This is a genomic window from Piscicoccus intestinalis NBRC 104926, assembly GCF_001515525.1.
In the GTDB taxonomy this organism is placed as follows: Bacteria; Actinomycetota; Actinomycetes; order Actinomycetales; family Dermatophilaceae; genus Kineosphaera; species Kineosphaera intestinalis.
In genome coordinates, this window is record NZ_BCNQ01000001.1 from 1 (window position 1) to 20,861 (window position 20,861).

The 20,861-nt window shown below is 72.2% G+C and carries 20 protein-coding genes; 11 read left to right on the top strand and 9 right to left on the bottom strand.

The features are described 5' to 3' along the window. The 5 genes from PINTE_RS00005 to PINTE_RS00025 all read right to left on the bottom strand — a co-directional run. Positions 1–1,068: RNA polymerase sigma factor (locus PINTE_RS00005; RefSeq protein ID WP_068424350.1), on the bottom strand; the 1,068-nt coding region annotated here is incomplete at its 3' end. A 13-nt stretch (positions 1,069–1,081) separates the two neighbouring features. Then, complete coding sequence (locus tag PINTE_RS00010) at positions 1,082–1,435, bottom strand: YciI family protein (RefSeq protein ID WP_245642721.1); 354 nt, start codon at positions 1,433–1,435, stop codon at positions 1,082–1,084. Continuing rightward, positions 1,432–1,794 (bottom strand): YciI family protein, encoded by a 363-nt coding sequence (locus tag PINTE_RS00015; protein WP_068424356.1) that lies wholly within the window; start codon positions 1,792–1,794, stop codon positions 1,432–1,434. The genes PINTE_RS00010 and PINTE_RS00015 overlap by 4 nt, the downstream gene beginning before the upstream one ends. 146 nt (positions 1,795–1,940) lie before the next feature. After that, the gene (locus tag PINTE_RS00020; RefSeq protein ID WP_068424359.1) at positions 1,941–2,477 is read right to left on the bottom strand and encodes a YbhB/YbcL family Raf kinase inhibitor-like protein; all 537 of its coding nucleotides are present in this window, start codon (positions 2,475–2,477) and stop codon (positions 1,941–1,943) included. A 10-nt stretch (positions 2,478–2,487) separates the two neighbouring features. Next, positions 2,488–3,486, bottom strand: a complete 999-nt coding sequence (locus PINTE_RS00025) for a sugar-binding transcriptional regulator (RefSeq protein WP_084343038.1) — start codon at positions 3,484–3,486, stop codon at positions 2,488–2,490. Between the two features lie 275 nt (positions 3,487–3,761). Between PINTE_RS00025 and PINTE_RS00030 the strand changes: the two genes are divergently transcribed. The 7 genes from PINTE_RS00030 to PINTE_RS00060 all read left to right on the top strand — a co-directional run bounded on the left by PINTE_RS00030 (position 3,762) and on the right by PINTE_RS00060 (position 11,781). Further along, positions 3,762–5,102 (top strand): ABC transporter substrate-binding protein, encoded by a 1,341-nt coding sequence (locus tag PINTE_RS00030; protein WP_245642722.1) that lies wholly within the window; start codon positions 3,762–3,764, stop codon positions 5,100–5,102. Further along, positions 5,099–6,058 carry a carbohydrate ABC transporter permease gene (locus tag PINTE_RS00035; RefSeq protein ID WP_068424366.1) on the top strand — a complete coding sequence of 320 codons (960 nt, stop codon included), beginning with the start codon at positions 5,099–5,101 and terminating at the stop codon, positions 6,056–6,058. Before PINTE_RS00030 ends, PINTE_RS00035 begins: the two co-directional genes overlap by 4 nt. Further along, positions 6,055–6,936: a carbohydrate ABC transporter permease gene (locus PINTE_RS00040; protein ID WP_068424370.1), complete on the top strand. Its 882-nt coding sequence runs from the start codon at positions 6,055–6,057 to the stop codon at positions 6,934–6,936. Before PINTE_RS00035 ends, PINTE_RS00040 begins: the two co-directional genes overlap by 4 nt. Further along, positions 6,933–8,426, top strand: coding sequence for a mannitol dehydrogenase family protein (locus PINTE_RS00045; RefSeq protein ID WP_068424372.1), 1,494 nt, complete (start codon positions 6,933–6,935; stop codon positions 8,424–8,426). The genes PINTE_RS00040 and PINTE_RS00045 overlap by 4 nt, the downstream gene beginning before the upstream one ends. A gap of 4 nt (positions 8,427–8,430) precedes the next feature. Further along, the gene (locus tag PINTE_RS00050; RefSeq protein ID WP_068424376.1) at positions 8,431–9,501 is read left to right on the top strand and encodes a zinc-dependent alcohol dehydrogenase family protein; all 1,071 of its coding nucleotides are present in this window, start codon (positions 8,431–8,433) and stop codon (positions 9,499–9,501) included. 69 nt (positions 9,502–9,570) lie between these two features. Continuing rightward, complete coding sequence (xylB, locus tag PINTE_RS00055; protein WP_245642723.1) at positions 9,571–10,992, top strand: xylulokinase; 1,422 nt, start codon at positions 9,571–9,573, stop codon at positions 10,990–10,992. A gap of 141 nt (positions 10,993–11,133) precedes the next feature. Next, entirely contained in the window at positions 11,134–11,781 is a 648-nt protein-coding gene (locus PINTE_RS00060; RefSeq protein WP_068424382.1) for an SDR family oxidoreductase, read from the top strand. Positions 11,782–11,878: 97 nt separating this feature from the next. On the opposite strand, the gene PINTE_RS00065 is transcribed toward PINTE_RS00060, so the two are convergent. Together PINTE_RS00065 and PINTE_RS00070 are read right to left on the bottom strand one after the other, a co-directional pair. Continuing rightward, a complete protein-coding gene (locus PINTE_RS00065) occupies positions 11,879–12,304 on the bottom strand; it encodes a DUF3037 domain-containing protein (protein ID WP_084343040.1) in 426 nt (141 codons plus the stop codon). Continuing rightward, entirely contained in the window at positions 12,301–13,098 is a 798-nt protein-coding gene (locus PINTE_RS00070; RefSeq protein WP_068424387.1) for a HipA family kinase, read from the bottom strand. Before PINTE_RS00070 ends, PINTE_RS00065 begins: the two co-directional genes overlap by 4 nt. 77 nt (positions 13,099–13,175) lie before the next feature. Here PINTE_RS00070 and PINTE_RS00075 point away from each other — a divergent pair, with 77 nt between their 5' ends. The 4 genes from PINTE_RS00075 to PINTE_RS00090 all read left to right on the top strand — a co-directional run bounded on the left by PINTE_RS00075 (position 13,176) and on the right by PINTE_RS00090 (position 18,318). After that, positions 13,176–14,186, top strand: coding sequence for a lysophospholipid acyltransferase family protein (locus tag PINTE_RS00075; protein WP_084343041.1), 1,011 nt, complete (start codon positions 13,176–13,178; stop codon positions 14,184–14,186). Between the two features lie 71 nt (positions 14,187–14,257). Beyond that, entirely contained in the window at positions 14,258–16,438 is a 2,181-nt protein-coding gene (locus tag PINTE_RS00080; RefSeq protein WP_084343042.1) for a DEAD/DEAH box helicase, read from the top strand. A gap of 336 nt (positions 16,439–16,774) precedes the next feature. Further along, complete coding sequence (locus PINTE_RS00085) at positions 16,775–17,824, top strand: DUF2382 domain-containing protein (protein ID WP_245642724.1); 1,050 nt, start codon at positions 16,775–16,777, stop codon at positions 17,822–17,824. 158 nt (positions 17,825–17,982) lie between these two features. Then, the gene (locus PINTE_RS00090) at positions 17,983–18,318 is read left to right on the top strand and encodes a hypothetical protein (RefSeq protein ID WP_068424389.1); all 336 of its coding nucleotides are present in this window, start codon (positions 17,983–17,985) and stop codon (positions 18,316–18,318) included. 82 nt (positions 18,319–18,400) lie between these two features. Here PINTE_RS00090 and galK read toward each other — a convergent pair whose 3' ends face one another. Together galK and galE are read right to left on the bottom strand one after the other, a co-directional pair. Further along, positions 18,401–19,594, bottom strand: a complete 1,194-nt coding sequence (gene galK, locus PINTE_RS00095) for a galactokinase (protein ID WP_084343043.1) — start codon at positions 19,592–19,594, stop codon at positions 18,401–18,403. Then, positions 19,591–20,544 carry a UDP-glucose 4-epimerase GalE gene (galE, locus tag PINTE_RS00100; protein WP_068424396.1) on the bottom strand — a complete coding sequence of 318 codons (954 nt, stop codon included), beginning with the start codon at positions 20,542–20,544 and terminating at the stop codon, positions 19,591–19,593. The genes galK and galE overlap by 4 nt, the downstream gene beginning before the upstream one ends. Positions 20,545–20,861 lie beyond the last annotated feature (317 nt).

The following is a 20,861-nucleotide window of genomic DNA, read 5'->3' on the forward strand; positions in this document are numbered from 1 at the left end:
CGGGCCCTCGGCCTCGGCGAGCGCGACGCAGCGCGCCAGCCGCGCGGCGGGGGAGTCGCCGAGGGCCAGCAGCGCGTCGTAGTGCGCGACGATCCGATCCCAGCGCGTCTGTTCGGGAGTCTGCGCGCGGGCGTGCTCCCCGGCGATGCACGCCTGCAGCCAGGTGCTCGCGGCCTGCGCGGTCACCGGGGCGTCGGCGGGAAAGGCCGCCAGCAACCCCAGGCCCTCAGCGATCTCGTCGCGGTGCCAGCGCGAACGGTCCTGATCGGGCAGCAGCACGAGCTGACCCGCGTCGTCGAGGCGCGCGTCGCGCCGGGAGTGCTGCAGGAGGGTGAGCGCGAGGAGGGCCAGCAGCACCGGCTCCCCGAGGCGCAACGCCAGCACCGCCCGCACGAGCCGGATCGCCTCGCCGGCCAGCTCGATCCGCATGAGGTCGGGGCCGCTGCCGGGCGCGTAACCGGCGGTGAACGCGAGATAGGCCGTCGACGCGACGGTGTCGAGCCGCCCGGGCAGCGCGTCGAGGTCGGGCACCGCGAAGGGGATGCCCGCCGTGACGATCTTCTTCTTGGCCCGGGTGATCCGCGCCGCCATCGTCGGCTCCGACACGAGGAAGAGGCTGGCGATGTCGGGGGTCGGCACGCCGAGCACGAGCCGCAGGCTCAATGCGCTGGCCGCCTCCGGCGCGAGGGCCGGGTGGGCGCACATGAGCACGAGGCGCAGCAGGTCGTTCTCGACGAGCCGGCCAGGGTCGGCCATCGTCGCGGCGGCTGCCGCGCGCAGTTCGGCGTCCGTGGTCAGCAGGGGCGCCCGACGCCGGTGCATTGCCTCGGCCCGGAGCCGGTCGAGCACGCGGCGCCGCGCGGCGGTGAGCAGCCACCCGGCCGGGTTGTCGGGCACGTCCTGCTCGCCCGCTGCGCCCCACGTGCGGGCGGCCGCCTCGACGGCGTCGGCCAGCGCGTCCTCGACGAGGTCGAGCCGCCGGTAGCGCGCGAGGAGCAGGGCGACCAGGCGCCCCCACTCCTCGCGCACCACCGTCTGCAGGGCCGCGTCCGCCTGTGCGTGCGTCATGCCGGAGGCGGGTTCACGCGACGTCGATCGCCGGCACGATCTGCATGTCGTACGGCGGCAACAGCGCCAGCAGGTCGACGAGCACGTCGAGATCCGGCGCCTGCACGAGATAGAACCCGCCCAGCTGCTCGACCGCCTCCGCGTAGGGGCCGTCGGTCAGGCTCACCCGTCCGCCGCGGGTGCGCAGCACGGTCGCGGTGTCGCCGTCGCCGAGCGCCTCACCGGCGAGGACGCTGACGCCGTCGCGGGCCGCGCAGGCCGCGTCGAAGGCTGCGAACCGGCCCATCGCCTCCTCCTGCTCGGCCGCGCTCAGCTCAGCCCACGCAGGCAACTCGCCGGGCCCCATGAGCAGCACGAGGTACCTCACGAGGGTCTCTCCGCCGGGTCGACGGTGCGGCGCACCTCGATGCCGTCGCCGACGCGAGCGATGATCTGGCAGCAGTCGAGTAGGTCGTCGAGGTCGTCGGTCTCGATGAGGTAGTAGCCGCCGACGTGCTCGGCGGTCTCTGCGAACGGCCCATTGGTGACGGGCCCGCCGCCGGGCCGGATCGACTTCGCCTCCGTGCTCGCGTGCAGCTCGGCGCCGCCGAGCACACGGTGCCCACGCTGCGTCACCTCGCGGTGGAAGCGCGTGTATTCCGCGTACCCGTCCTTGCGTTCGGCCAGGCTCATCGACGACCACCATCGGTCGGAGTCGCCGAGGATGACGACCATGTACTCGGTCATGAGGGTGTCCTTTCGTCACGGCGGTGAGGCCGCGGGCGCGACCTCACCACGATGACGGACGAGCCGGGGTCGAATCGACAACAGGTGCACAAACACCTGCGGCGCCCCGCCGGCCAGGCGGGGCGCCGCAGCGCGGGCGGGTGGTCTCAGCCCGTGATCTCGTACGTCCCGGTCAGGGTCGCGCGGCCGATGACGTGCTCGAGCATCATGAACGACGCCTTCGCCGGGCTCGTGTCGGTGTCGAGGCCGAGGTCGTCGGTGTCGAGGGCGTGGACCGCGAAAATGTAGCGGTGCGGCCCGTCTCCGGGCGGGGGAGCGGCGCCGCCGAAGTCACGGGTGCCGTAGTCGTTGGCCAGCTGCACCGCCGTGCCGGGGATCGAGCCGCCGCCGACGTGACCGGCTCCTTCGGGGACGCCGGTCGCGTCGCCGGCGACGCCGACGACGAACCAGTGCCAGAAGCCCGAGGGGGTCGGTGCGTCGGGGTCGTAGCAGGAGAGCACGAACTGCTTGGTGCCCTCGGGGGCGCCGGACCACTCCAGGGCGGGCGAGATGTTGTCTTCGCCGTAGGCGTGCTTGGCCGGCAGCGGATCGCCGTCGGCGAAGCCAGGGCTGCTCAACTCGAACGAAGCGGTCTGCGGGAGCCGGGCGTAGGGGTCGTGGGCCTGCGGTCGTTCCTGGTTCATATGCCCGACTCTAACCGTCGAGCAGCGCCTCTCCCAGGGCCGAATCGATGATCAGTGAATCGACGAGACCGCCCGCGACCGCCGCGCGGACCGCCGGGGCCTTGGCGGCCCCGAGCACGACGGCGCAGACGCGGGGGATCGCCCGCAGCCGTGCATCCGACAGTCCGACGACGCAGCGGGCGAGCTCCGGTGTCACGGCGGCGCCCTCGGCGTCGAAGAAGACCCCGGCGATCTCGCCGACGACGCCCTGCGCGCGCACCGCCTCGCGGACCGGCGGGGTCAGCGCGTCGTAGATCGAGGAGGTTCCCGGCGCCCAGTGCCCGATCCCGACCACAGCCCGGGTGACCCGCCGGACCTGGGCCAGGGCTTCGGCGACCGTCGGTTGCCGCCGCACGGCGCGGGCTGCCTCGTCGCCGTCGACGATGAGGGGCGCGTAGAAGACGTGCCCGCGACCTCCCGCGAGGCGGGCCGCCTGCACGACGACCTCGACGGCGCTGGCGTCGTCGTCGGGCAGCTGCTGGGCGCCGCACAGCTGCACGACCTCCACCTGCGGCAATGTCGTCAGGGCCTGCACCATCGCGTAGACCTCGCGCGACCACGGCAGGCCGAGCACGTCGTCGGGGGTGATCACCTCGGCGAGGTAGTCCGCCGACGTGCGGCCGAGCTGGCGGCGGGCCTCCGGCACCGAGCGCCCCGCCGTATCGACGACGAGGCAGTCACGCAGGCCGAGGCGGGCGGCCAACCTGGTGGACAGGTCGGTGTCCAGGCCGCCGGGCGCGCCGACCTCGATGCGCACGAGCCCGCTGTCGAGCGCCTCCTCCAGGAGCCGGGCCACCTTGAACCGGCTCAGCCCGAGCTGGTCGGCGATCTGCACCTTGGTCGCGCCCTCGAGGTAGAAGCGGCGGGCGACCGTGCCGAGCAGCAGCGCGTGCCGGGGACCGGCCGGCGGGCCGCCAGCGGGGTCGAGCCCGCGGCTCGTCCCGCGATGGTGCTGCGTCTGCTCGCTCATGTGATCGTCCTCCGAGCTGTTCTGCCGTCCCAGCCTACGGCCGCGGCCTCGCGCGCCCTCCTCGTGCGCACGGGACCGACCGGACGGACCCCACACGTGTCACCTTCCACAATGGCGCCCAGTGTCGGTGCCGGACGGGCAGAACGGACTATCGACAACGAAACTCGTCGCAGACTAAGAATGCTCCGTACACAGCATGTGTGCACTAAGTGTGCTCAGATGAGCATCCTCAACGGGGAGGGCGTGTGCGCAGGACACGAACGAGGACGGTGGCGGTGGCCGCCGTCGCGCTCGCCACGGCCGGAACGGTCGCGCTGAGCGGCTGCGCCGGTTTCGGTGGTGCGGGCCTGGCCGGGGGCGACGACGCCAACGCCGTCAACGTGCTCATGGTCAACAACCCGCAGATGATGGATCTGCAGCGGTTGACCGCCGCGGACTTCACCGCGAAGACCGGCATCCGGGTGAACTTCACGACGCTGCCCGAGAACGACGTGCGCAGCAAGATCAGCCAGGAGTTCTCCGCGCAGGCGGGGCTCTACGACGTCGCGTCGCTGAGCAACTTCGAGGTGCCGATCTACGGCAAGGCGGGCTGGGTGGCGCCGCTGAACGACTACATCGCGCGTGACCCGGCCTTCGACCAGGGCGACATCCTCGGGCCGATGACGCAGTCGTTGTCGGTCGACGGCAACGTCTACGCGGAGCCGTTCTACGGCGAGTCGAGCTTTCTCATGTACCGCAAGGACGTCACCGACGCCAAGGGCATCAACATGCCGCCGAACCCCACGTGGCGGCAGGTCGCCGACATCGCGGCCCAGCTCGACGGGGCGCAGCCGGGTATGAAGGGCATCTGCCTGCGCGGCCAGCCCGGTTGGGGCCAGGTGTTCGCCCCGCTGACCACGGTCGTCAACACCTTCGGTGGCACCTGGTTCAACGCCGACTGGACCGCCGGCGTCAACTCCCCGGAGTTCACCCAGGCCGTCACCTTCTACGTCGACCTCGTTCGCGCGCACGGGCAGGCCGGTGCGGCCCAGTCCGGGTTCACCGAGTGCCTCAACAGCCTGGTCACCGGGCGCACCGCCATGTGGTACGACGCGACGTCGGCGGCCGGCTCCCTCGAGGCGCAGGACTCCCCGCACCGCGGCAACTTCGGCTACGTCGCGGCACCGGTCGTCAAGACGAAGAGCTCGGGGTGGCTGTACACGTGGGCGTGGGCCGTGCAGGCCGCCAACCCGCGCAAGGACGCCGCCTGGCAGTTCATCTCGTGGGCCTCCAGCAAGGAGTACGAGCAGCTCGTCGGCGAGCAGGTCGGTTGGGCGAATGTGCCCGGCGGCAAACGCGCCTCGACGTACGACCGGCCCGAGTACCAGCGGGTCGCCGGGGCCTTCGCCGACGTGGAGAAGGCCGCCATCGAGTCGGCCGACCCCGACAACCCCGGCCTGCAGCCGCGACCGGCTCCCGGCATCCAGTTCATCGACATCCCCGAGTTCCCGGCGCTCGGCACCAGCGTGAGCCAGGACGTCAGCGCGGCGATCGCGGGCCAGACCACGGTCGCCGAGGCGCTCGACAAGGGCCAGACGGCAGCCGAACTCGTCGGACGGAAGTACCAACAGCGATGACCGCCACCCAGACTCCGCAGACCCCCGAGCGCGGTCGCGCTGCGGCCACCCAGCCCGCCAAGAACCGCAACGCCCTGCACCGCACCGGCGCGTGGGCCCGGCGCATGCCGCTGCTGCCGGCTCTCATCCTCGTCATCCTCATGACGCAGATCCCGTTCGTCGCGACGATCGTGATCTCGTTCATGAACTGGAACGCCTACTACCCCAACGACATCTACTTCGCGGGCTTCGCCAACTACGGGTACGTGCTGGCCGACCCCGACGCGCGCAGCGCGATCCTCGTCACGGCCCTGCTCACCGCCGCGGTCGTGCTGCTCTCGCTGCTCGGCGGTCTCGTCATGGCGCTGCTGCTCGACCGGCAGTTCCTCGGCCGCGGCGTCGTGCGCACGATGATGATCACGCCCTTCCTGCTCGTGCCGATCGCGGCCGCCCTGCTGTGGAAGCACGCGGTCTACAACCCGGTGTACGGGCTCCTCAACGGGGTGCTGACGTGGGTGTTCGGGGCGGGCGCGCCGCAGCCGGACTGGATCAGTCAGTGGCCGTTCTGGTCGGTGGTCATCGCGATCGTGTGGCAGTGGACGCCGTTCATGATGCTCATCCTGCTCGCGGGCCTGCAGAGCCGGCCGCTGGACGTCGTCGAGGCGGCCCGCATCGACGGCGCGAACGCCTGGCAGATCTTCATCCACATGACGCTGCCGCACCTGCGCCCGTTCATCGAACTCGCCGGGCTGCTCGGCGCGATCAACATCGTGCAGAACTTCGACCACGTCTTCACGATCACGTCCGGCGGCCTCGGCACCGCGAACCTGCCGTACTTCATCTACCAGACGTTCTACACGGCGCACGACTACGGCATCGCCTCTGCGGCGGGCGTCATCGTCGTGCTCGGCACGATCATCATCGCGATGTTCGCGCTGCGCACCGTGCTCAGTCTGTTCAAGGAGGAGACCCGATGAGCACCACGGCCGATGCCCCCGTCGCTCGCCCGGCCGGCGGTTCGGGCTCCCAGGAGATCCGGCACAAGCGCACGCCACGCTCGGAGCTGCTGCTCGGGGTGCTCGCCTGGGTGGTCGGGTTGGTGTTCGTCTCGCCGGTGTTCTGGATGGTCCTGACGAGCTTCCACCGGGAGGCCGACGCGGCCACCAATCCGCCGTCGGTGTTCGCGCCGCTCGTGCTCGACGGCTACCGCTCGTTCTTCGGCTCCAACCCGTGGCCGTACCTGGCGAACTCGCTCATGGCCAGCGTCGTCTCGACACTCCTCGTGCTGCTGCTGGCGTTCCCGGCGGCGTACGCCCTGAGCATCCGGCCGGTGAACAAGTGGAGCGACGTGCTGTTCTTCTTCCTGTCGACGAAGTTCATGCCGATCGTCGCGGCGCTGCGGTTGTTCCTCTTCGCGGTGCGGACCCGGCTCCTGGACAACATCTGGCTGCTCATCCTCTTCTACACGGTGATGAACCTGCCGATCGCGATCTGGATGCTGCGCAGCTTCCTCGCCGAGGTGCCCAAGGAGATGCTCGAGGCGGCCGAGGTCGACGGGGCCGGTCTCATCCGCACGATGCGCGAGGTCGTGGCCCCCGTCGTCATGCCCGGCATCGCCGCGGCCGCGCTCATCTGCTTCATCTTCAGCTGGAACGAACTGCTTTTCGCCCGCGTGCTCACGGGTACGGTGGCCCAGACGGCGCCCGTCTTCCTGACCGGGTTCGTCACGAGTCAGGGCTTGTTCCTGGCACAGGTCTGCGCGGCCTCGCTCGTCGTCTCGTTGCCCGTGCTCATCGCAGGCTTCGCCGCCCAGGACAAGCTGGTGCAGGGACTGTCGATGGGAGCCGTCAAGTGAGTGCCAGCCTGCCGTTGTCCGCCCAGACGCTGTCGCAGATCGGAGCCGGCCAAGCGGTCGCGGTGCCCGGCTACGACCGGTCGCGGGTGCGCACCGGCATCGTGCACGTCGGCGTCGGTGGCTTCTTCCGGTCACATCAGGCGATGTACCTCGACCGACTCATGGCGCGCGGTGAGGCCCTCGACTTCGGGATCTGCGGCATCGCGGCGTTGCCCCACGACCGGCGGATCTTCGAGGCGATGACCGGGCAGGACTGCCTCTACACCCTCGTGCTCAAGCACCCGTCGGGCACGCTGGAGCCGCACATCATCGGCTCGATGACGACGATGCTGTTCGCGCCCGACGACCCGCAGGCCGTCGTCGACGTCATGGCCCACCCCGACACGAAGGTCGTCGCGCTGACGATCACCGAGGGCGGCTACCTCATCGACCAGGTGACCGGCGAATTCCGCGCCGACCACCCGAGCATCCAGCCCGACCTGTTGCCGGGCGCCACCCCGGGCACCACGTTCGGCTTCATCGTCGCCGCCCTGGCCGCGCGCCGGGAGGCGGGCGTGGCGCCGTTCACCGTGCAGTCCAGCGACAACCTGCCCGGCAACGGCGACGTCGCCAAACGCACGATCTGCGCCTTCGCCCGGCTCATCGACCCCGAGCTGGCCGACTGGATCGCCGCGAACGTCGCCTTCCCCAACGCGATGGTCGACCGGATCACCCCGGTGACGACGCCCGAGGACGTCGCCCTCATCGAGGAGCGCTTCGGGGTGCGCGACGCGTGGCCGGTAGTGGCCGAGCCGTTCACCCAATGGGTCATCGAGGACCATTTCCCGCTCGGGCGGCCGGACTGGGAGCACGCCGGCGCCCAGCTCGTCGAGGACGTCGTGCCGTACGAACTCATGAAGCTGCGGCTGCTCAACGCCAGCCACCAGGCGCTGTGCTACCTGGGCTATCTCGTCGGCTACCGGTACGCCCACGAAGTCTGCGCCGACCCGCTGTTCCGCGAGTTCCTGCTGCGGTACATGGAGCGCGAAGGCTCCCCGACGCTGCCTGAGGTGCCGGGCGTCGACCTACCGGCCTACCGGCACGAGCTCATCGACCGCTTCGCGAATCCGGCGGTGCGCGATCACCTGTCGCGGCTGTGCCTGGAATCCTCCGACCGCATCCCGAAGTGGCTCGTGCCGGTCATCCGGGACAACCTGGCCGCGGGCGGACAGTTCGACGCCTCGGCGTTGGTCGTCGCCTCGTGGGCGCGCTACGCCGAGGGCGTCGACGAGCAGGGCGAGCCCATCGACGTGCGCGACAACGACCGCGACCGGGTGATGGCCGCGGCACAGGCGAGCAAGACCGACCCGGTCGCCTTCCTGCGCATGGAGGACTACTTCGGCGCCCTGGCCGGCGACGAGCGGTTCGTCGCCGCCTACACCCAGCACCTGGCGTCCCTGCGGGAGAAGGGGGCCCGGGCCACGCTCGAGGCGTTCATGAGAGGGGCCTGACCGCATGAGCACGACGACCGCCGCCCTGCCCGAGACGATGGCGGGGGTCCGGCTTCCCGGCGACAGCACGGTCGAACACATCACCGCGCCGGTGACCTCCCCGGGGCCGCGCCAGGTGCTGTTGGCGACGAAGGCCTCCTCGATCTGCGGCAGCGACATCCGCGCGATCTACCGCGAGCACCTCGGCACCGGCGCCGAGGCGTACCGCGGGGTGCTGGCGGGGCACGAGCCGTGCGGCCAGGTCGTCGCCGTCGGTGCGGGGGTGCGGCGGCTGGGCGTCGGAGACCGGGTGGTGGTCTACCACATCGCCGGCTGCGGGGTCTGCACCGAGTGCCGCCGGGGTTACGAGGTCGGCTGCCACGAGCCGTTCCGCGCCGCGCACGGCTGGCAGCGCGACGGCGGGCACGCGCAGTATCTGCTCGCCGAGGGGGACTCCTGCGTGCTCCTGCCCGAGCCGCTGACCTATGTCGACGGGGCGCTCGTCTCGTGCGGGTTCGGCACCGCCTACGAGGGCCTGCTCAAGGCGGCGCCCAGCGGGCGGGACCGGCTCCTCGTCACGGGCCTGGGGCCCGTCGGGCTGGCCACCGCGATGCTCGGGCGCGCGCTCGGCGTCACCCACGTCATCGACTCGGACGTCAACGAAGGCCGGCGCGCGCAGGGTTTGGAGCTCGGGCTCGTCGACGTCGCGGTCGCGCCCGAAGAACTCGACGCGGCCGTCGCGCAGGCCACCGGCGGCGAGGGGTGCGAGGTCGCGGTCGACTGCTCCGGCAACCCGGCCGCTCGCGAGTCGGCCCTGCGCAACACCCGGTCGTGGGGCCGGTGCGTGTTCGTGGGCGAGGGCGGCGAGGTGAGGTTCGCCGTCTCCGACCTGCTCATCCACAAGCAGATCACCTTGTACGGGTCGTGGGTCACCTCCGTGTTGCACATGGAGGAGCTGCTGGAGAACCTCGTGCGCTGGCGGCTGCACCCGGAGGTGGTCGTCACGCACCGGCTGCCGCTGTCGGAGGCGGGGCGCGCCTACGAGATCGCCGACCGCGGCGAGGGCGGCAAGGTCTGCATCGTCTTCGACGAGTGAGCGCGTCGCGCGGCGCTTGGACACGAGCCGAGACGAGCCGAGATGAGTCGAGAAGACAGGGAGAGCACCGTGAGTCGGACGCTGGTCGCCGGGGTCGATTCGAGCACGCAGTCGACGAAGATCGTCGTCTGTGACGCGGAGACGGGGCAGGTGGTGCGCGAGGGCCGCGCGAGTCACCCCGACGCCACCGCCGTCGACCCGGCGCACTGGTGGCAGGCGTTCGAGACGGCGGCGGCGGGCGGTCTCCTCGACGGCGTCGACGCCATCGCGGTCGGTGGGCAACAGCACGGCATGGTGGCGATGGACGCCGACGGCACCGTGCTGCACGACGCGCTGCTGTGGAACGACACCCGGTCGGCCCCGCAGACCCGTGCGCTGACCGAGGAACTCGGCGGTCCGCAGGCGTGGGTCGACGCGGTCGGGGTGGTGCCGGGCGCGTCGTTCACGCTGACCAAGCTGCGTTGGCTCGCCGAGAACGAACCCGAGACCGCCGCGCGGGTCACCCACGTGGTACTCCCGCACGACTGGGTGACGGGCCGGCTGCTGGCCGACGGGGGAGCCCGACCGCCGGAGTGGGTGACAGACCGCGGGGACGCTTCGGGAACGTTGTACTTCAGCGCCGCGACGAATCAGTACCGCCCAGACTTGTTGGCGATGGGCCTCGGGCGCGAGTGCGGCGTGCCGCACGTCGCGCCTCCCGGGGAGACCGTTGGGCACAGTGTTGTGTGCGGATCACCCCGGATGGTCGTGGCCCCGGGCACCGGGGACAACATGGGGGCGGCCCTCGGGCTGGAGCTCGAGGTGGGGCAGGCCGTGGTCTCGCTCGGCACGAGCGGCACGGTGTTCGCCGTCAGCGACACGCCGCCCACCGATCCCAGCGGCGCGATCGCCGGCTTCGCGGACGCCACCGGCCGGCACCTGCCGCTGATGTGCACCCTCAACGCCGCGCGCGTGCTCGTCGCCGCCGCCTCGATGCTGGGGGTCGACCTCGACGACCTGTCGCGCCTCGCGCTGTCGGCGCCACCCGGCGCGAACGGCCTCAGTCTCCTGCCGTACCTCGACGGCGAGCGCACTCCCGCGTTGCCGGAGGCCACCGGCACGCTCGGCGGGCTGACCCGCGCCAACGCGACCCCGGCGAACCTCGCCCGGGCGGCCGTCGAGGGCATGTTGTGCAACCTCGCCGACGGCGTCGACGCGCTGCGCGAGCAGGGCACGCCGATCGAGCGCGTGCTGCTCATCGGGGGCGCCGCCGGTTCCCCAGCCGTGCGGGCCGTCGCCGCCGAGCTGTTCGGTGTGCCGGTGGCCGTGCCCGAGCCCGGCGAGTACGTCGGCATCGGCGCGGCCCGGCAGGCGGCCTGGGCGCTCTCGGGCGACGAGGCCCCGCCCTCGTGGCCGATGCGGATCGTCTCCGAGACCGAGCCGGGCGACGCCAGCGCCTCCCGCGAGCTGCGCGAGCGCTACGCGGCGCTGCGGGTCGCTCTGCACGGCTGAGGATCTCGACGCCGCCGCGCGCCGCCTCCGAGGCTCGGTGCGGCGGTGCCCCGGACCGGCGCGAGGCGGCCGGAATGCTCGCGGGGTCAGCCGTGTTGGCGCCGGATAGACCCCGTTTCAGCCGACGAAGGAAGGCTTCACATGTCCGACATCCTCGTGATCGGTGGCCACGGCAAGGTCGCGCTGCGCCTCGCGCCGGTCCTTGCCGCCCAGGGCGACACGGTCACCGCCGTCATCCGCAACCCCGAGCACGCCGCGGACATCGAGACCGCGGGCGCCACGCCGCTCGTGCTCGACATCGAGAACGCCGACACCGCCGAGATCGCCGACGCGCTGCGCGGCCGCGACGCCGTGGTGTGGAGCGCCGGCGCGGGCGGCGGCAACCCGCAGCGCACGTACGCGGTCGACCGCGACGCCGCGATCCGCTCGATGGACGCCGCGAAGGAGGCCGGGGTGTCCCGCTACGTCATGGTCTCGTACATGGGGGCCGGCCCCGACCACGGTGTGCCCGAGGACAACCCGTTCTTCGCCTACGCCGACGCCAAGACCGCCGCCGACGAGTACCTGCGCGGCACCGACCTGAACTGGACGATCCTCGGACCGGGTCAGCTCACCCTGGAGCCCGCCTCCCAGCACATCGACGTCGGCCGCTTCTCCGACGGCAACGAGACCTCCCGGGAGAATGTCGCCGAGGTCATCGTCGCGGCGCTGCGCGAGCCCGCCACGATCGGGCGCACGATCGACTTCCGCGACGGGGCCACCCCGATCGTGGAGGCCCTGCTCGGCTGACCGCTCCCGACGCGCGCCCGCCCGCCCCCGCTCGGCGCGGCCGCACCCGACTCCTTGGGGGTCTGCGGCTACGCCGGGGGCTCCGGGCTACGCCGGGCTACTCCGGGTACTTGGGCGCGGCCGGCACTGCCACGTGCCGCGCCATGAGCCGGTCCAGTTCCCCCGCGAGCCCGTCGGGCCCCGGCTCGGCGACGTGACCGCCGTGCACGGGCCCGGGTTGCACGAGGGTGCTGCGGGGCGCCGCCAGCCAACCGAAGAGGGCGCCGCGGCGGCGGGCGCGAGCCATCCCGGCGCTCCCGCCGTCGCGGATCAACCCGCTGAGGTTCTCCAGCGCGTCGCGCAGTGCGTCGAGGTCCACGCCGGGGTCGAGCGACCGCAGGCGGTCGTCGTTCACCTCGTACCCGCAGAGGAATTCGCCGCTGTCCTCGCAGTACACGACGACGCCGACGTTGAGGAACTCCTCGCGCTCGGGCCGCGGCACCGCCCGCCACACGAAGTACTGATAGTCGATGGAGGCGGTCATTGCGAGCCTCCCCCCGCGGGCCCCGGCAGCCAGGCGTCGGGGGAGTCCAGCCGGGCCCGCAGGTGCTCGACGTAGGCCGCTCGCACCGCCTCGGCGTCGGTGAGTTGCTCGGTGGGTTCGAGCCACGCGTCCGGAACCATCTCGACCACACGCACAAGTGTGGAGTCGTCGAGCACCGCCGCGAACTCCTCGTGTCGGCTCGCCGGGTCGCCGGCCTGCGCGCGCAGCAGATGCCGGTCGGCGTCGAAGCGGGCGGCGGCGAAGCGCTGGGCGTTCGGGGCCCGGGAGGGCCAGCCGTGATGGAAGTACAGCGCCGCACCGTGGTCGATGAGCCACGGGCGACGGTGCCACACGAGCAGATTCGGGTTGTCCCAGGTGCGGTCGATGTTCGCGGTCAACGCGTCGAGCCACAGGATGGCCTCCGCCTCGGGCCCCGGCACCGGCCGTGACCCGTCGTAGCCGAAAGCCCCTGGCAGGTAATCGATTCCGAGGTTGAGGCCGCCCGATGCGTTGAGCAGATCCTGCACCTCCTCGTCGGCCTCGTACCGGGCGATCGGCGCCGGCAGCTCGATCGAGACGAGTTCGGGCACCCGGAGGCCGAGCGCCCGGCCGAGCTCGCCGACGACGACCTCCGCGACGAGCACCTTGGGCCCCTGCCCGGCTCCGGTGAACTTCACGACGTACATGCCGAGGTCGTCGGCCTCCACGAGCCCGGGCAGCGAGCCGCCCTCGCGGAACGGCGTGACGTAACGGGTCGCGTTGACATGGCGCAACGCCGTCGGCGGGGAGGGCATGAACGACAGGGTAGCCAGCCGTGCGGGACGGCGAGCGCGCCGCTGCTCGCAGGGCCCGCGCGGCTACGCTGCCGCCTATGGAGCCGGTCTACACCCCCGTCATCGGGTTCGCCCGCCTGCTGTTCGCCCTGCAGGGGCTGCGATTCACCGTGACCGGCGCGGAGCACATCCCGCGCGAGGGCGGCGCGGTGATCGTCATGAACCACCTGTCGTATCTCGACTTCGCGTACGCCGGTCTCGTCGCCCGGCCGAACAAGCGGGTCATCCGGTTCATGTGCAAGGACACGATCTTCACCCACCCGGTCGCGGGGCCGCTGATGCGCGGCATGAAGCACATCCCGGTCGACCGCGAGAGCGGGAGCGCGTCGTTCCGGGAGGCGCTCAAGGCGCTCAAGGCCGGCGAGCTGGTCGGCGTCTTCCCCGAGGCGACGATTTCCCGGTCGTTCGAGCTCAAGGAGTTCAAGTCCGGCGCCATCCGCATGGCCGCGGCGGCGCGTGTGCCGATCGTTCCGGTCGTGCTGTGGGGTTCGCAGCGGGTCTGGACCAAGGGGCACCCGAAGCGACTCGGCCGCACGAACACGCCGATCATCCTGTCGGCCGGGGAGCCGATCCGCGTCGAGCGCGGGCAGCGGCCTGCCGAGGTCGAGACGCTGCTGCGGCAACGGATGCAGGAGATGCTCGACGCCGCCCAGGCGATGTACCCGCCGTTGACCGGCAGCGATCTGGTGTTCCAGCCCGCACGCCTCGGCGGCACCGCACCGACCCTGCAGGAGGCGGGGCGCATGGACGCCGCCGACGTCGCCGCCCGCCGCGCCGCCAAGGGGCTGACGGCCGCGTCTGAGCCGGCGGCGTCGGATCCGGCGGCATCGGCTGCGAAGCCGTCTGATCCGACCGCGCCGGCTCCGACCCAACCGCCCGGCGCTCCGGCTGGGCCCGCTGAGTCTGCTGAGTCTGCTGAGCCCACTGAGTCTGCTGAGCCCACTGAGTCCGCTGGGTCCCCCGGGGCCGCGTCGACCTCGGGTGGGCTCGCCTCGGAGCCCGAAGCCGACCCGGCCGAGATCACCTCCCCGCCGCCCGAGCCCCGCTGACCTGCGCTGTCGGGGCGTCGTCCACAGGCGGTGCCGCGGCGCCGAGCATCTTGTCGGACCTCGCGCATACCGTGGCGACCGTGACCGAGAACTCCCCGCCCCCGCCCGCGTCGGCGCCCACCGACGCGTCCCCGCGCAACGCCCCGAGCCCACTGGGGCCCGCCGACCGCGAGCGTGCCGACGCCGTCGTCGCGGCCCTGGCCGGCCCCGGCGCCCGGCTACGCCCCGACCAGGAGTCGGCGGTCGCCGCCCTCCTGGAGCCGGCGGCCCGAGTGCTCGTCGTGCAGGCCACAGGCTGGGGCAAGTCGGCGGTCTACTGGGTCGCCACCGCGTTACAACGAGCGCGCGGAGCCGGGCCCACGCTCGTCGTCTCGCCCCTGCTGGCCCTCATGCGCGACCAGGTCGCCGCGGCCCGGCGCGCCGGCCTGCGCGCGGTGACGGTCAACTCCGGCAACGTCGACCTGTGGGCCGGCATCGAGGAGTCGTTGCGCGCCGACGAGGTCGACGTGCTGCTCGTCTCCCCGGAGCGGCTGGCCAATCCGGGATTCGGGCGACGGGTGCTCGATCACCTGGCCGGGCGGCTCGGGCTGCTGGTCGTCGACGAGGCGCACGCCGTCTCCGACTGGGGGCACGACTTCCGCCCCGACTACCGCCGGGTGGCCGACGTGCTGCGCGACCTCAACCCGGCCACCCCCGTGCTCGCGACGACCGCCACCGCCAACGCGCGGGTCACGGCCGACGTCGCCGCGCAACTGGGGGAGTCGACGCTCGTGCTGCGCGGGCCGCTGTCGCGATCGTCCCTGGCGCTGCACGCGCTGCCCCCGATGTCGCCGCTGGAACGGTACGCGTGGGTGGCGCAACACCTGCCGCACCTGCCCGGCTCCGGAATCGTCTACGTGCTCACGGTGGCCGACACCCACCGCCTCGTCGAGGCCGTTCGGGCCGTGCACGGTCCCGACGCGCCGGTGGCCGCCTACTCCGGCGGCCTGCCCATCGAGGAGCGTGAACGCCTCGAAGACGCGCTGCGCGACAACCGCCTCAAGGCGCTGATCGCGACCTCGGCCCTCGGCATGGGGTACGACAAACCCGATCTGGGATTCGTCGTCCACGTCGGCGCCCCACCGTCGCCCGTCGCCTACTACCAACAGGTGGGTCGCGCCGGGAGGGCTATCGACCACGCCGCGGTCGCGGTGCTGCCCTCCGGCGCCGACACCGGGGTGTGGGAGTACTACGCCACGTCGACGCTGCCCGACCCGCGCCAGTGCGACCGGCTGCTCGAGGCGCTGCGCGCGCAGCCCGAGCCGCAGTCGGTCGTCGCCTTGGAGGCCGGCACCGGGATCAGGCGGGGGCGTGTCGAGTTGCTCCTCAAGCAGCTGGCCGTCGACGACGTCGTGCGCCGCGAGGTCGACGGATGGGTCGCCACCGGCCGCGAATGGCATTACGACGCAGAGCATTACGAGGGCATCCTCGCGGGTCGTCGGCGAGAAGCGGCGATCATGACCGACTATCTCGCCGGGCGCGCCTGCCTCATGGAGCTGCTGGCCCGCTCACTCGACGATCCCGAGGCCGGCCCGTGCGGTCGCTGCGGCGTGTGCACCGGGCGGCTGCCGGACGGGTGGACGGATCGCCCGTCCGGCGACGTCGTCGGGGCCGTGGCGCGCGTCTTGCGTTCGCAGCAGACGGTGCTCGAACCCCGACGCATGTGGCCCGGCGGCGAATCCGGGTTGCGAGGGCGAATCGCGGCCGGGGAGGCTGCCGAGCCTGGGCGGGTGCTCGTGCACGCCGACGCCCCGGAGTGGTCGGAGGTCGTGCGCGGTTGCCTCACCGACGACGCCGACCCGCCACCGGAACTCGGCCAAGCGGCGGTCGACGCGCTGGTGGCCTGGCGTTCCGAGTGGAGCCGGCGTCCCGACGTCGTCGTCGACCTGCCGACCGCCGGATTGCCCCGCGTCGCAGGGGCGGTCGCCGACCATGTCGCCGCCGTCGGGCGACTCGAGCGGGCGCGGTGGCCTGCGCCGGGCGGGTCCGCCGCCATCGAGGGCGATCGAGAACTCGCCGGTGCCGCCCAGGTGGCGCGCTGGCTCGACGCTCTCGAGGTGCCGCCAGCCGTGGCCGAGGCGGTGGCCGACCGGGCCGTGCTGTTGGTTCTCGACGCGACGAGTTCGGGCTGGGCGGTTACCGTGGCCACCCGGGCGCTGCGTCGGCACGGTGCCCATGCGGTGCTCCCGCTGCTCGTCCACCGCCGGCCTTGATGCAGGCCCGGCGGTGTCGCATTCGCCTGCCCACCGGCGGGTGTGAGCCGTCTCACGCGGTGCGCGCTCCGGGCTAGGCGGCGAAACCGATGTGCGCCATGAGCAATCGGCGCTTGCGGATATTTCCCGCAAACGTGCATGTATCTGGGGTGGCTTGGGCATTGGACAACCGGCGGCCGGGGCGAGCGTGCTCGTACCGGTCTACCCGCTCGGGGATGGTCGGGCGCGCGTGCGCGCACCGCGCTGTCGCAATGTGACAACCAGCAGTCCGGCCTCGGGCGCTGTCGATGACGGCGCCCGCAGCCCCCCGGGGACCACTCACACAAAAGGAGCAGGATGTTCGGCAACGACATGACGCAGGACGACCTTCGCCGTCTCTACGACGCCAACGTCGTGGACGAGACCGGCGACAAGATCGGCGGTGTGGGACAGATCTATTTGGACGACCAGACCGACCGCCCGACCTGGGCGACCGTCAAGACGGGCCTGTTCGGCACGAAGGAGACCTTCGTTCCGCTGCAGGACGCGAGCCTGGACGGCGACGACATCCGCGTGCCCTACTCCAAGGGCTTCGTGAAGGACGCGCCGAACATGGACGCCGACCACCACATCACCGAGCAGGAAGAGGACGAGCTCTACCGCTACTACAACGTCGGTGGCACCGACACCCGCGCGGGTGTGGGCGCTGCCGGTGCGGCGGGCGCGGCCGGGGCCGCCGGTGGTCGTGACCGTGACCGTGGTGCCGACTTCGACCCGGACCACGGTGCTGATGGCGGTGCCGACCGCGGTGCGGGCTTCGACCCGGACCACGGTGCTGACGGTGGCGCGGACCGCGGTGCGGGCTTCGACCCGGACCATGGTGCTGACGGTGGCGCGGACCGCGGTGCGGGCTTCGACCCGGACCACGGCGCTGATGGCGGCGCGGACCGCGGTGCGGGCCTGACCGGCCGTGACCGTGACCGTGACCGCGGTGCCGACCGCGGCGCCGAGGGCGACTCGGTCGTCCGCCGCGAGGAGGAGCTGCGCGTCGGCACCGAGCGCGAGCGGACCGGCCGCGTGCGGCTGCGCAAGCACGTGCGCACCGAGGAGCAGACCGTCAACGTGCCGGTCGAGCGCGAAGAGGTGCACGTCGAGCGCCAGCCCGTCCGCGAGGGCGAGAACGTCGGCCGCATCGGCGACGACTCCGAAGAGGTCTCGATGGACGTCCACGAGGACCGCGTGCACGTCGACAAGGACACCGTCGCCAAGGAGCGCGTCGGCCTGTCCAAGGAGACGGTCACCGACCACGAGCGCGTCACCGACACCGTCCGCAAGGAAGAGGTCGAGGTCGACAAGGACGGCGACGTCCGCGGCGACGGCGACGTCGACCGCAACCGTCGTCGCTGACGGCGCTGACACGCTGACACGGCGTACCCGGCGGCGCTGACCGCGTCGCCGACCGTGGGAGAGGCCCGGACACCGATCGTGTCCGGGCCTCTCTGTGTTTTCCTGGTATGTCGGTTTCGGGAGGTGTTGCGTCGCGCTCCGGTGGGTATCTGCGTCGAATGACCTACCCCAACGAGCCGCAGGACCGACCGCCCCGCCAGTCGCCCGTCGAGCCCATCGGTCCCGGCGGTCCCGGCGGTCCGATGAGCGACCCGTACGGGCCGCAGGACGACGTGCCCTCGCGTGGCCGCGGACCGGGTCCGGAATCTGCCCAGGCGTCACGCGGTGGCTTCGGTGGGCTGCCTTTCCCGCACTACACGACCCGCACGCGGCGCGGCACGCAGGTGACGGTGGCCGGCTGCTGCCTGCCGCTACCGATCGGCTGCCTGACCATGTGCGTCAGTGCGGGCGTCATGCTCGCCGCCCACGCCCGGCGGCGCCTCCAGGAGAGGTAGGAGGCGGGCGCGGGGCGGCCGGCTGCGCGGAGCACCCGCCGCACGCGAGCCGCTCCTCGGACGCCGCGCTCAGGCTCCGCGCTCAGGCCAGCCGGGTGGCGCCCTGCTCGGCGCGTGTGACGAACGGCGCCGGAGCCTCCCAGCCCCGCTCGGCGTAGGCGCCGGCGACGGCCTGGGCGATCGACTCCGCGGCGTCCTGCTCGACGAGCGCGATGATCGACCCGCCGAAACCGCCTCCGGTCATGCGGGCCCCGACGGCACCGGCCGACAGCGCGGTGTCGACGGCCACGTCGACGTGCGGAACCGTGATCTCGAAGTCGTCGCGCATCGACGCGTGCGAGGCGTTGAGCATGGGGCCGATGGCGCGCGGGTCGGTGCCGGACCGCAGGACCTGCACGACCTCCAGCACTCGATCGTCCTCGGTGACGACGTGCCGCACCCGCTTGCGCATCGTCTCGTCGTCGGGGCCGTCGAGCCGGGCGAGCGCGTCGTCGAGACCGGCCCCGGTGATGTCACGAAGCGCGGGCACGCCCAGGCGCTGGGCGGCCTGTTCGCAGTCCCGGCGTCGCGCGGCGTATTCGCCGTCGACGAGCGCGTGCGGGGCGCGGGTGTCGATGACGAGCAGAGCGAGGCCGTGGCCGGACAGGTCGAACGGCACGTTCTCGACCGCCAGGCTGCGGGTGTCGATGAAGACCAGCTGCCCGGGCTTGCCGTGCATCGAGGCCATCTGGTCCATGACGCCGCACGGCATGCCGACGAAGTCGTTCTCCGCGCGCTGGGCGAGCAGCGCGATCTGCGTGGCGTCGAGGTCGATCCCGACCAGGCCCGCGGCGGCGGCGGCGACCGCGCACTCGATGGCCGCGGATGACGACAGACTCGCCCCCAGCGGCACCGTGCTGTCGACGACGAGATCGAGTTCCCCGACCACGTGGCCGGCCTCGCGCAGCGCCCAGAGCACGCCGGCGACATACGCGGCCCAGCCGTCGACATCGCCGGGGGAGACGGTGGCTGCGGTGAAGCGGATCGTCTCGCCGGGGCGCTGCGCCGAGGTGACGCTCGAACCGGCCGAGGCGTCGGCGGCCGAGGCGGCGACGACGCAGCGCTGCCGGATCGCCAGCGGCAGCACGAATCCCTCGTTGTAGTCGGTGTGCTCGCCGATGAGGTTGACCCGTCCGGGGGAGGCCCAGACACCCTGAGGCGCGCGGCCGTGCAACGACTCGAAGAGCTGCGTAGCGCCCTGCGCCGACCCGGCCCCGCCCTGGGCGTCGGTGCTCATCGGCCCGACTCCTGCATGAACGCCCACGCGTCGGAGACGATCTCACGCAGGCCGAGTTCGGGTACCCAGCCGAGCTGCTCGCGAGCGCGGGCGGAGCTGGCGACGAGAGTCGTCGGGTCGCCGGCCCGACGCGGGTGCTCGTCGGCGGGGATCTCGTGACCGGTCACCTCGCGGCAGGCATCGAGCACCTCCTTGACCGAATACCCGTTGCCGCTGCCGAGATTGAAGATGCGGTGCCGGCCCGGCTCGCTGGTCTCCAGCGCGAGCAGGTGGGCGCGTCCGAGGTCGACGACGTGCAGGTAGTCCCGCACGGCCGTGCCGTCCTTCGTCGCGTAGTCGGTGCCGAAGACCGCGGCGCGCTCGCGCTGCCCGGCCGGCACCTTGAGCAGGTTGGGGATGAGGTGGGTCTCGATCGCGTGTCGCTCACCGAACGCCCCGCGCGCGCCGCCGACGTTGAAGTAGCGCAGCGAGGTGGCGCCCAGGCCGTGCGCGGCGGCGTAGCCCGTGAGCAGCATGTCGACCGCGAACTTGCTGTGCCCGTACGGGTTGATCGGAGCCGGTGTCACGTCCTCGGTGATCGGGGAGACGTCGGGCTCCCCGTAGCAGGCGGCGGTGGAGGAGAAGACGAACCGCTCGATGCCGTGGGCGCGCACCGCCTCCAGCAGCGCGTACGACCCGACGACGTTGTTCTCCCAGTAGATCTCGGGCTTCTCGACAGACTCCCCGACGAGCGACTTGGCCGCGAAGTGCAGCACGCCCTCCACCTGCGGGTCGAGGAAGTCGGCGGCGTCGTGCACCCGCGCCTGAACGAAACCGGCTCCGGAGGGCACCGCGTCGCGATGCCCCGTCGACAGGTCGTCGACGACGGTCACCTCGTGTCCCGCGTCGAGGAGCTGGGAGGTGACGACCGACCCGATGTAGCCGGCGCCCCCGGTCACGACGAGCTTCATGCTGCGCCCTTCCGTCGGCTGTGTGCGATGTCTGTGCGTGATGTCAGAGTCTGATGTCACCGTGTGATGTCGGCGACGGCCCCGGGCGAACTGCCGAGCGAAGGAGCCGGTAGGCCACCCCCAGCGGCACCCAACGGGCGCAGGGCCTCTCGCCACTCTATCGGTCCGACCGCGTGCTGAACGTGCCATGCGTACATTGCCCGGACCGGTGCCGCGCCGCCGGATTTCGCGGGCGCCGGGGGGCCCGTGCTAGTGTTCGATGTCGTTGCCGGCGGCACGCACACGAGCGCAACCAGCGGTGCTGGAGACCTCGCAGG

Excerpts from the sequence above, each read along its gene's own strand:
- PINTE_RS00090 (WP_068424389.1), top strand. The coding sequence starts at position 17,983 with ATGACCTACCCCAACGAGCCGCAGGACCGACCGCCCCGCCAGTCGCCC.
- PINTE_RS00065 (WP_084343040.1), bottom strand. The coding sequence starts at position 12,304 with ATGACCGCCTCCATCGACTATCAGTACTTCGTGTGGCGGGCGGTGCCG.
- PINTE_RS00020 (WP_068424359.1), bottom strand. The coding sequence starts at position 2,477 with ATGAACCAGGAACGACCGCAGGCCCACGACCCCTACGCCCGGCTCCCG.
- PINTE_RS00015 (WP_068424356.1), bottom strand. The coding sequence starts at position 1,794 with ATGACCGAGTACATGGTCGTCATCCTCGGCGACTCCGACCGATGGTGG.
- PINTE_RS00075 (WP_084343041.1), top strand. The coding sequence starts at position 13,176 with ATGGAGCCGGTCTACACCCCCGTCATCGGGTTCGCCCGCCTGCTGTTC.
- PINTE_RS00085 (WP_245642724.1), top strand. The coding sequence starts at position 16,775 with ATGTTCGGCAACGACATGACGCAGGACGACCTTCGCCGTCTCTACGAC.
- galK (WP_084343043.1), bottom strand. The coding sequence starts at position 19,594 with ATGAGCACCGACGCCCAGGGCGGGGCCGGGTCGGCGCAGGGCGCTACG.
- PINTE_RS00070 (WP_068424387.1), bottom strand. The coding sequence starts at position 13,098 with ATGCCCTCCCCGCCGACGGCGTTGCGCCATGTCAACGCGACCCGTTAC.
- PINTE_RS00050 (WP_068424376.1), top strand. The coding sequence starts at position 8,431 with ATGAGCACGACGACCGCCGCCCTGCCCGAGACGATGGCGGGGGTCCGG.
- PINTE_RS00025 (WP_084343038.1), bottom strand. The coding sequence starts at position 3,486 with ATGAGCGAGCAGACGCAGCACCATCGCGGGACGAGCCGCGGGCTCGAC.
- PINTE_RS00040 (WP_068424370.1), top strand. The coding sequence starts at position 6,055 with ATGAGCACCACGGCCGATGCCCCCGTCGCTCGCCCGGCCGGCGGTTCG.
- PINTE_RS00035 (WP_068424366.1), top strand. The coding sequence starts at position 5,099 with ATGACCGCCACCCAGACTCCGCAGACCCCCGAGCGCGGTCGCGCTGCG.
- PINTE_RS00060 (WP_068424382.1), top strand. The coding sequence starts at position 11,134 with ATGTCCGACATCCTCGTGATCGGTGGCCACGGCAAGGTCGCGCTGCGC.
- galE (WP_068424396.1), bottom strand. The coding sequence starts at position 20,544 with ATGAAGCTCGTCGTGACCGGGGGCGCCGGCTACATCGGGTCGGTCGTC.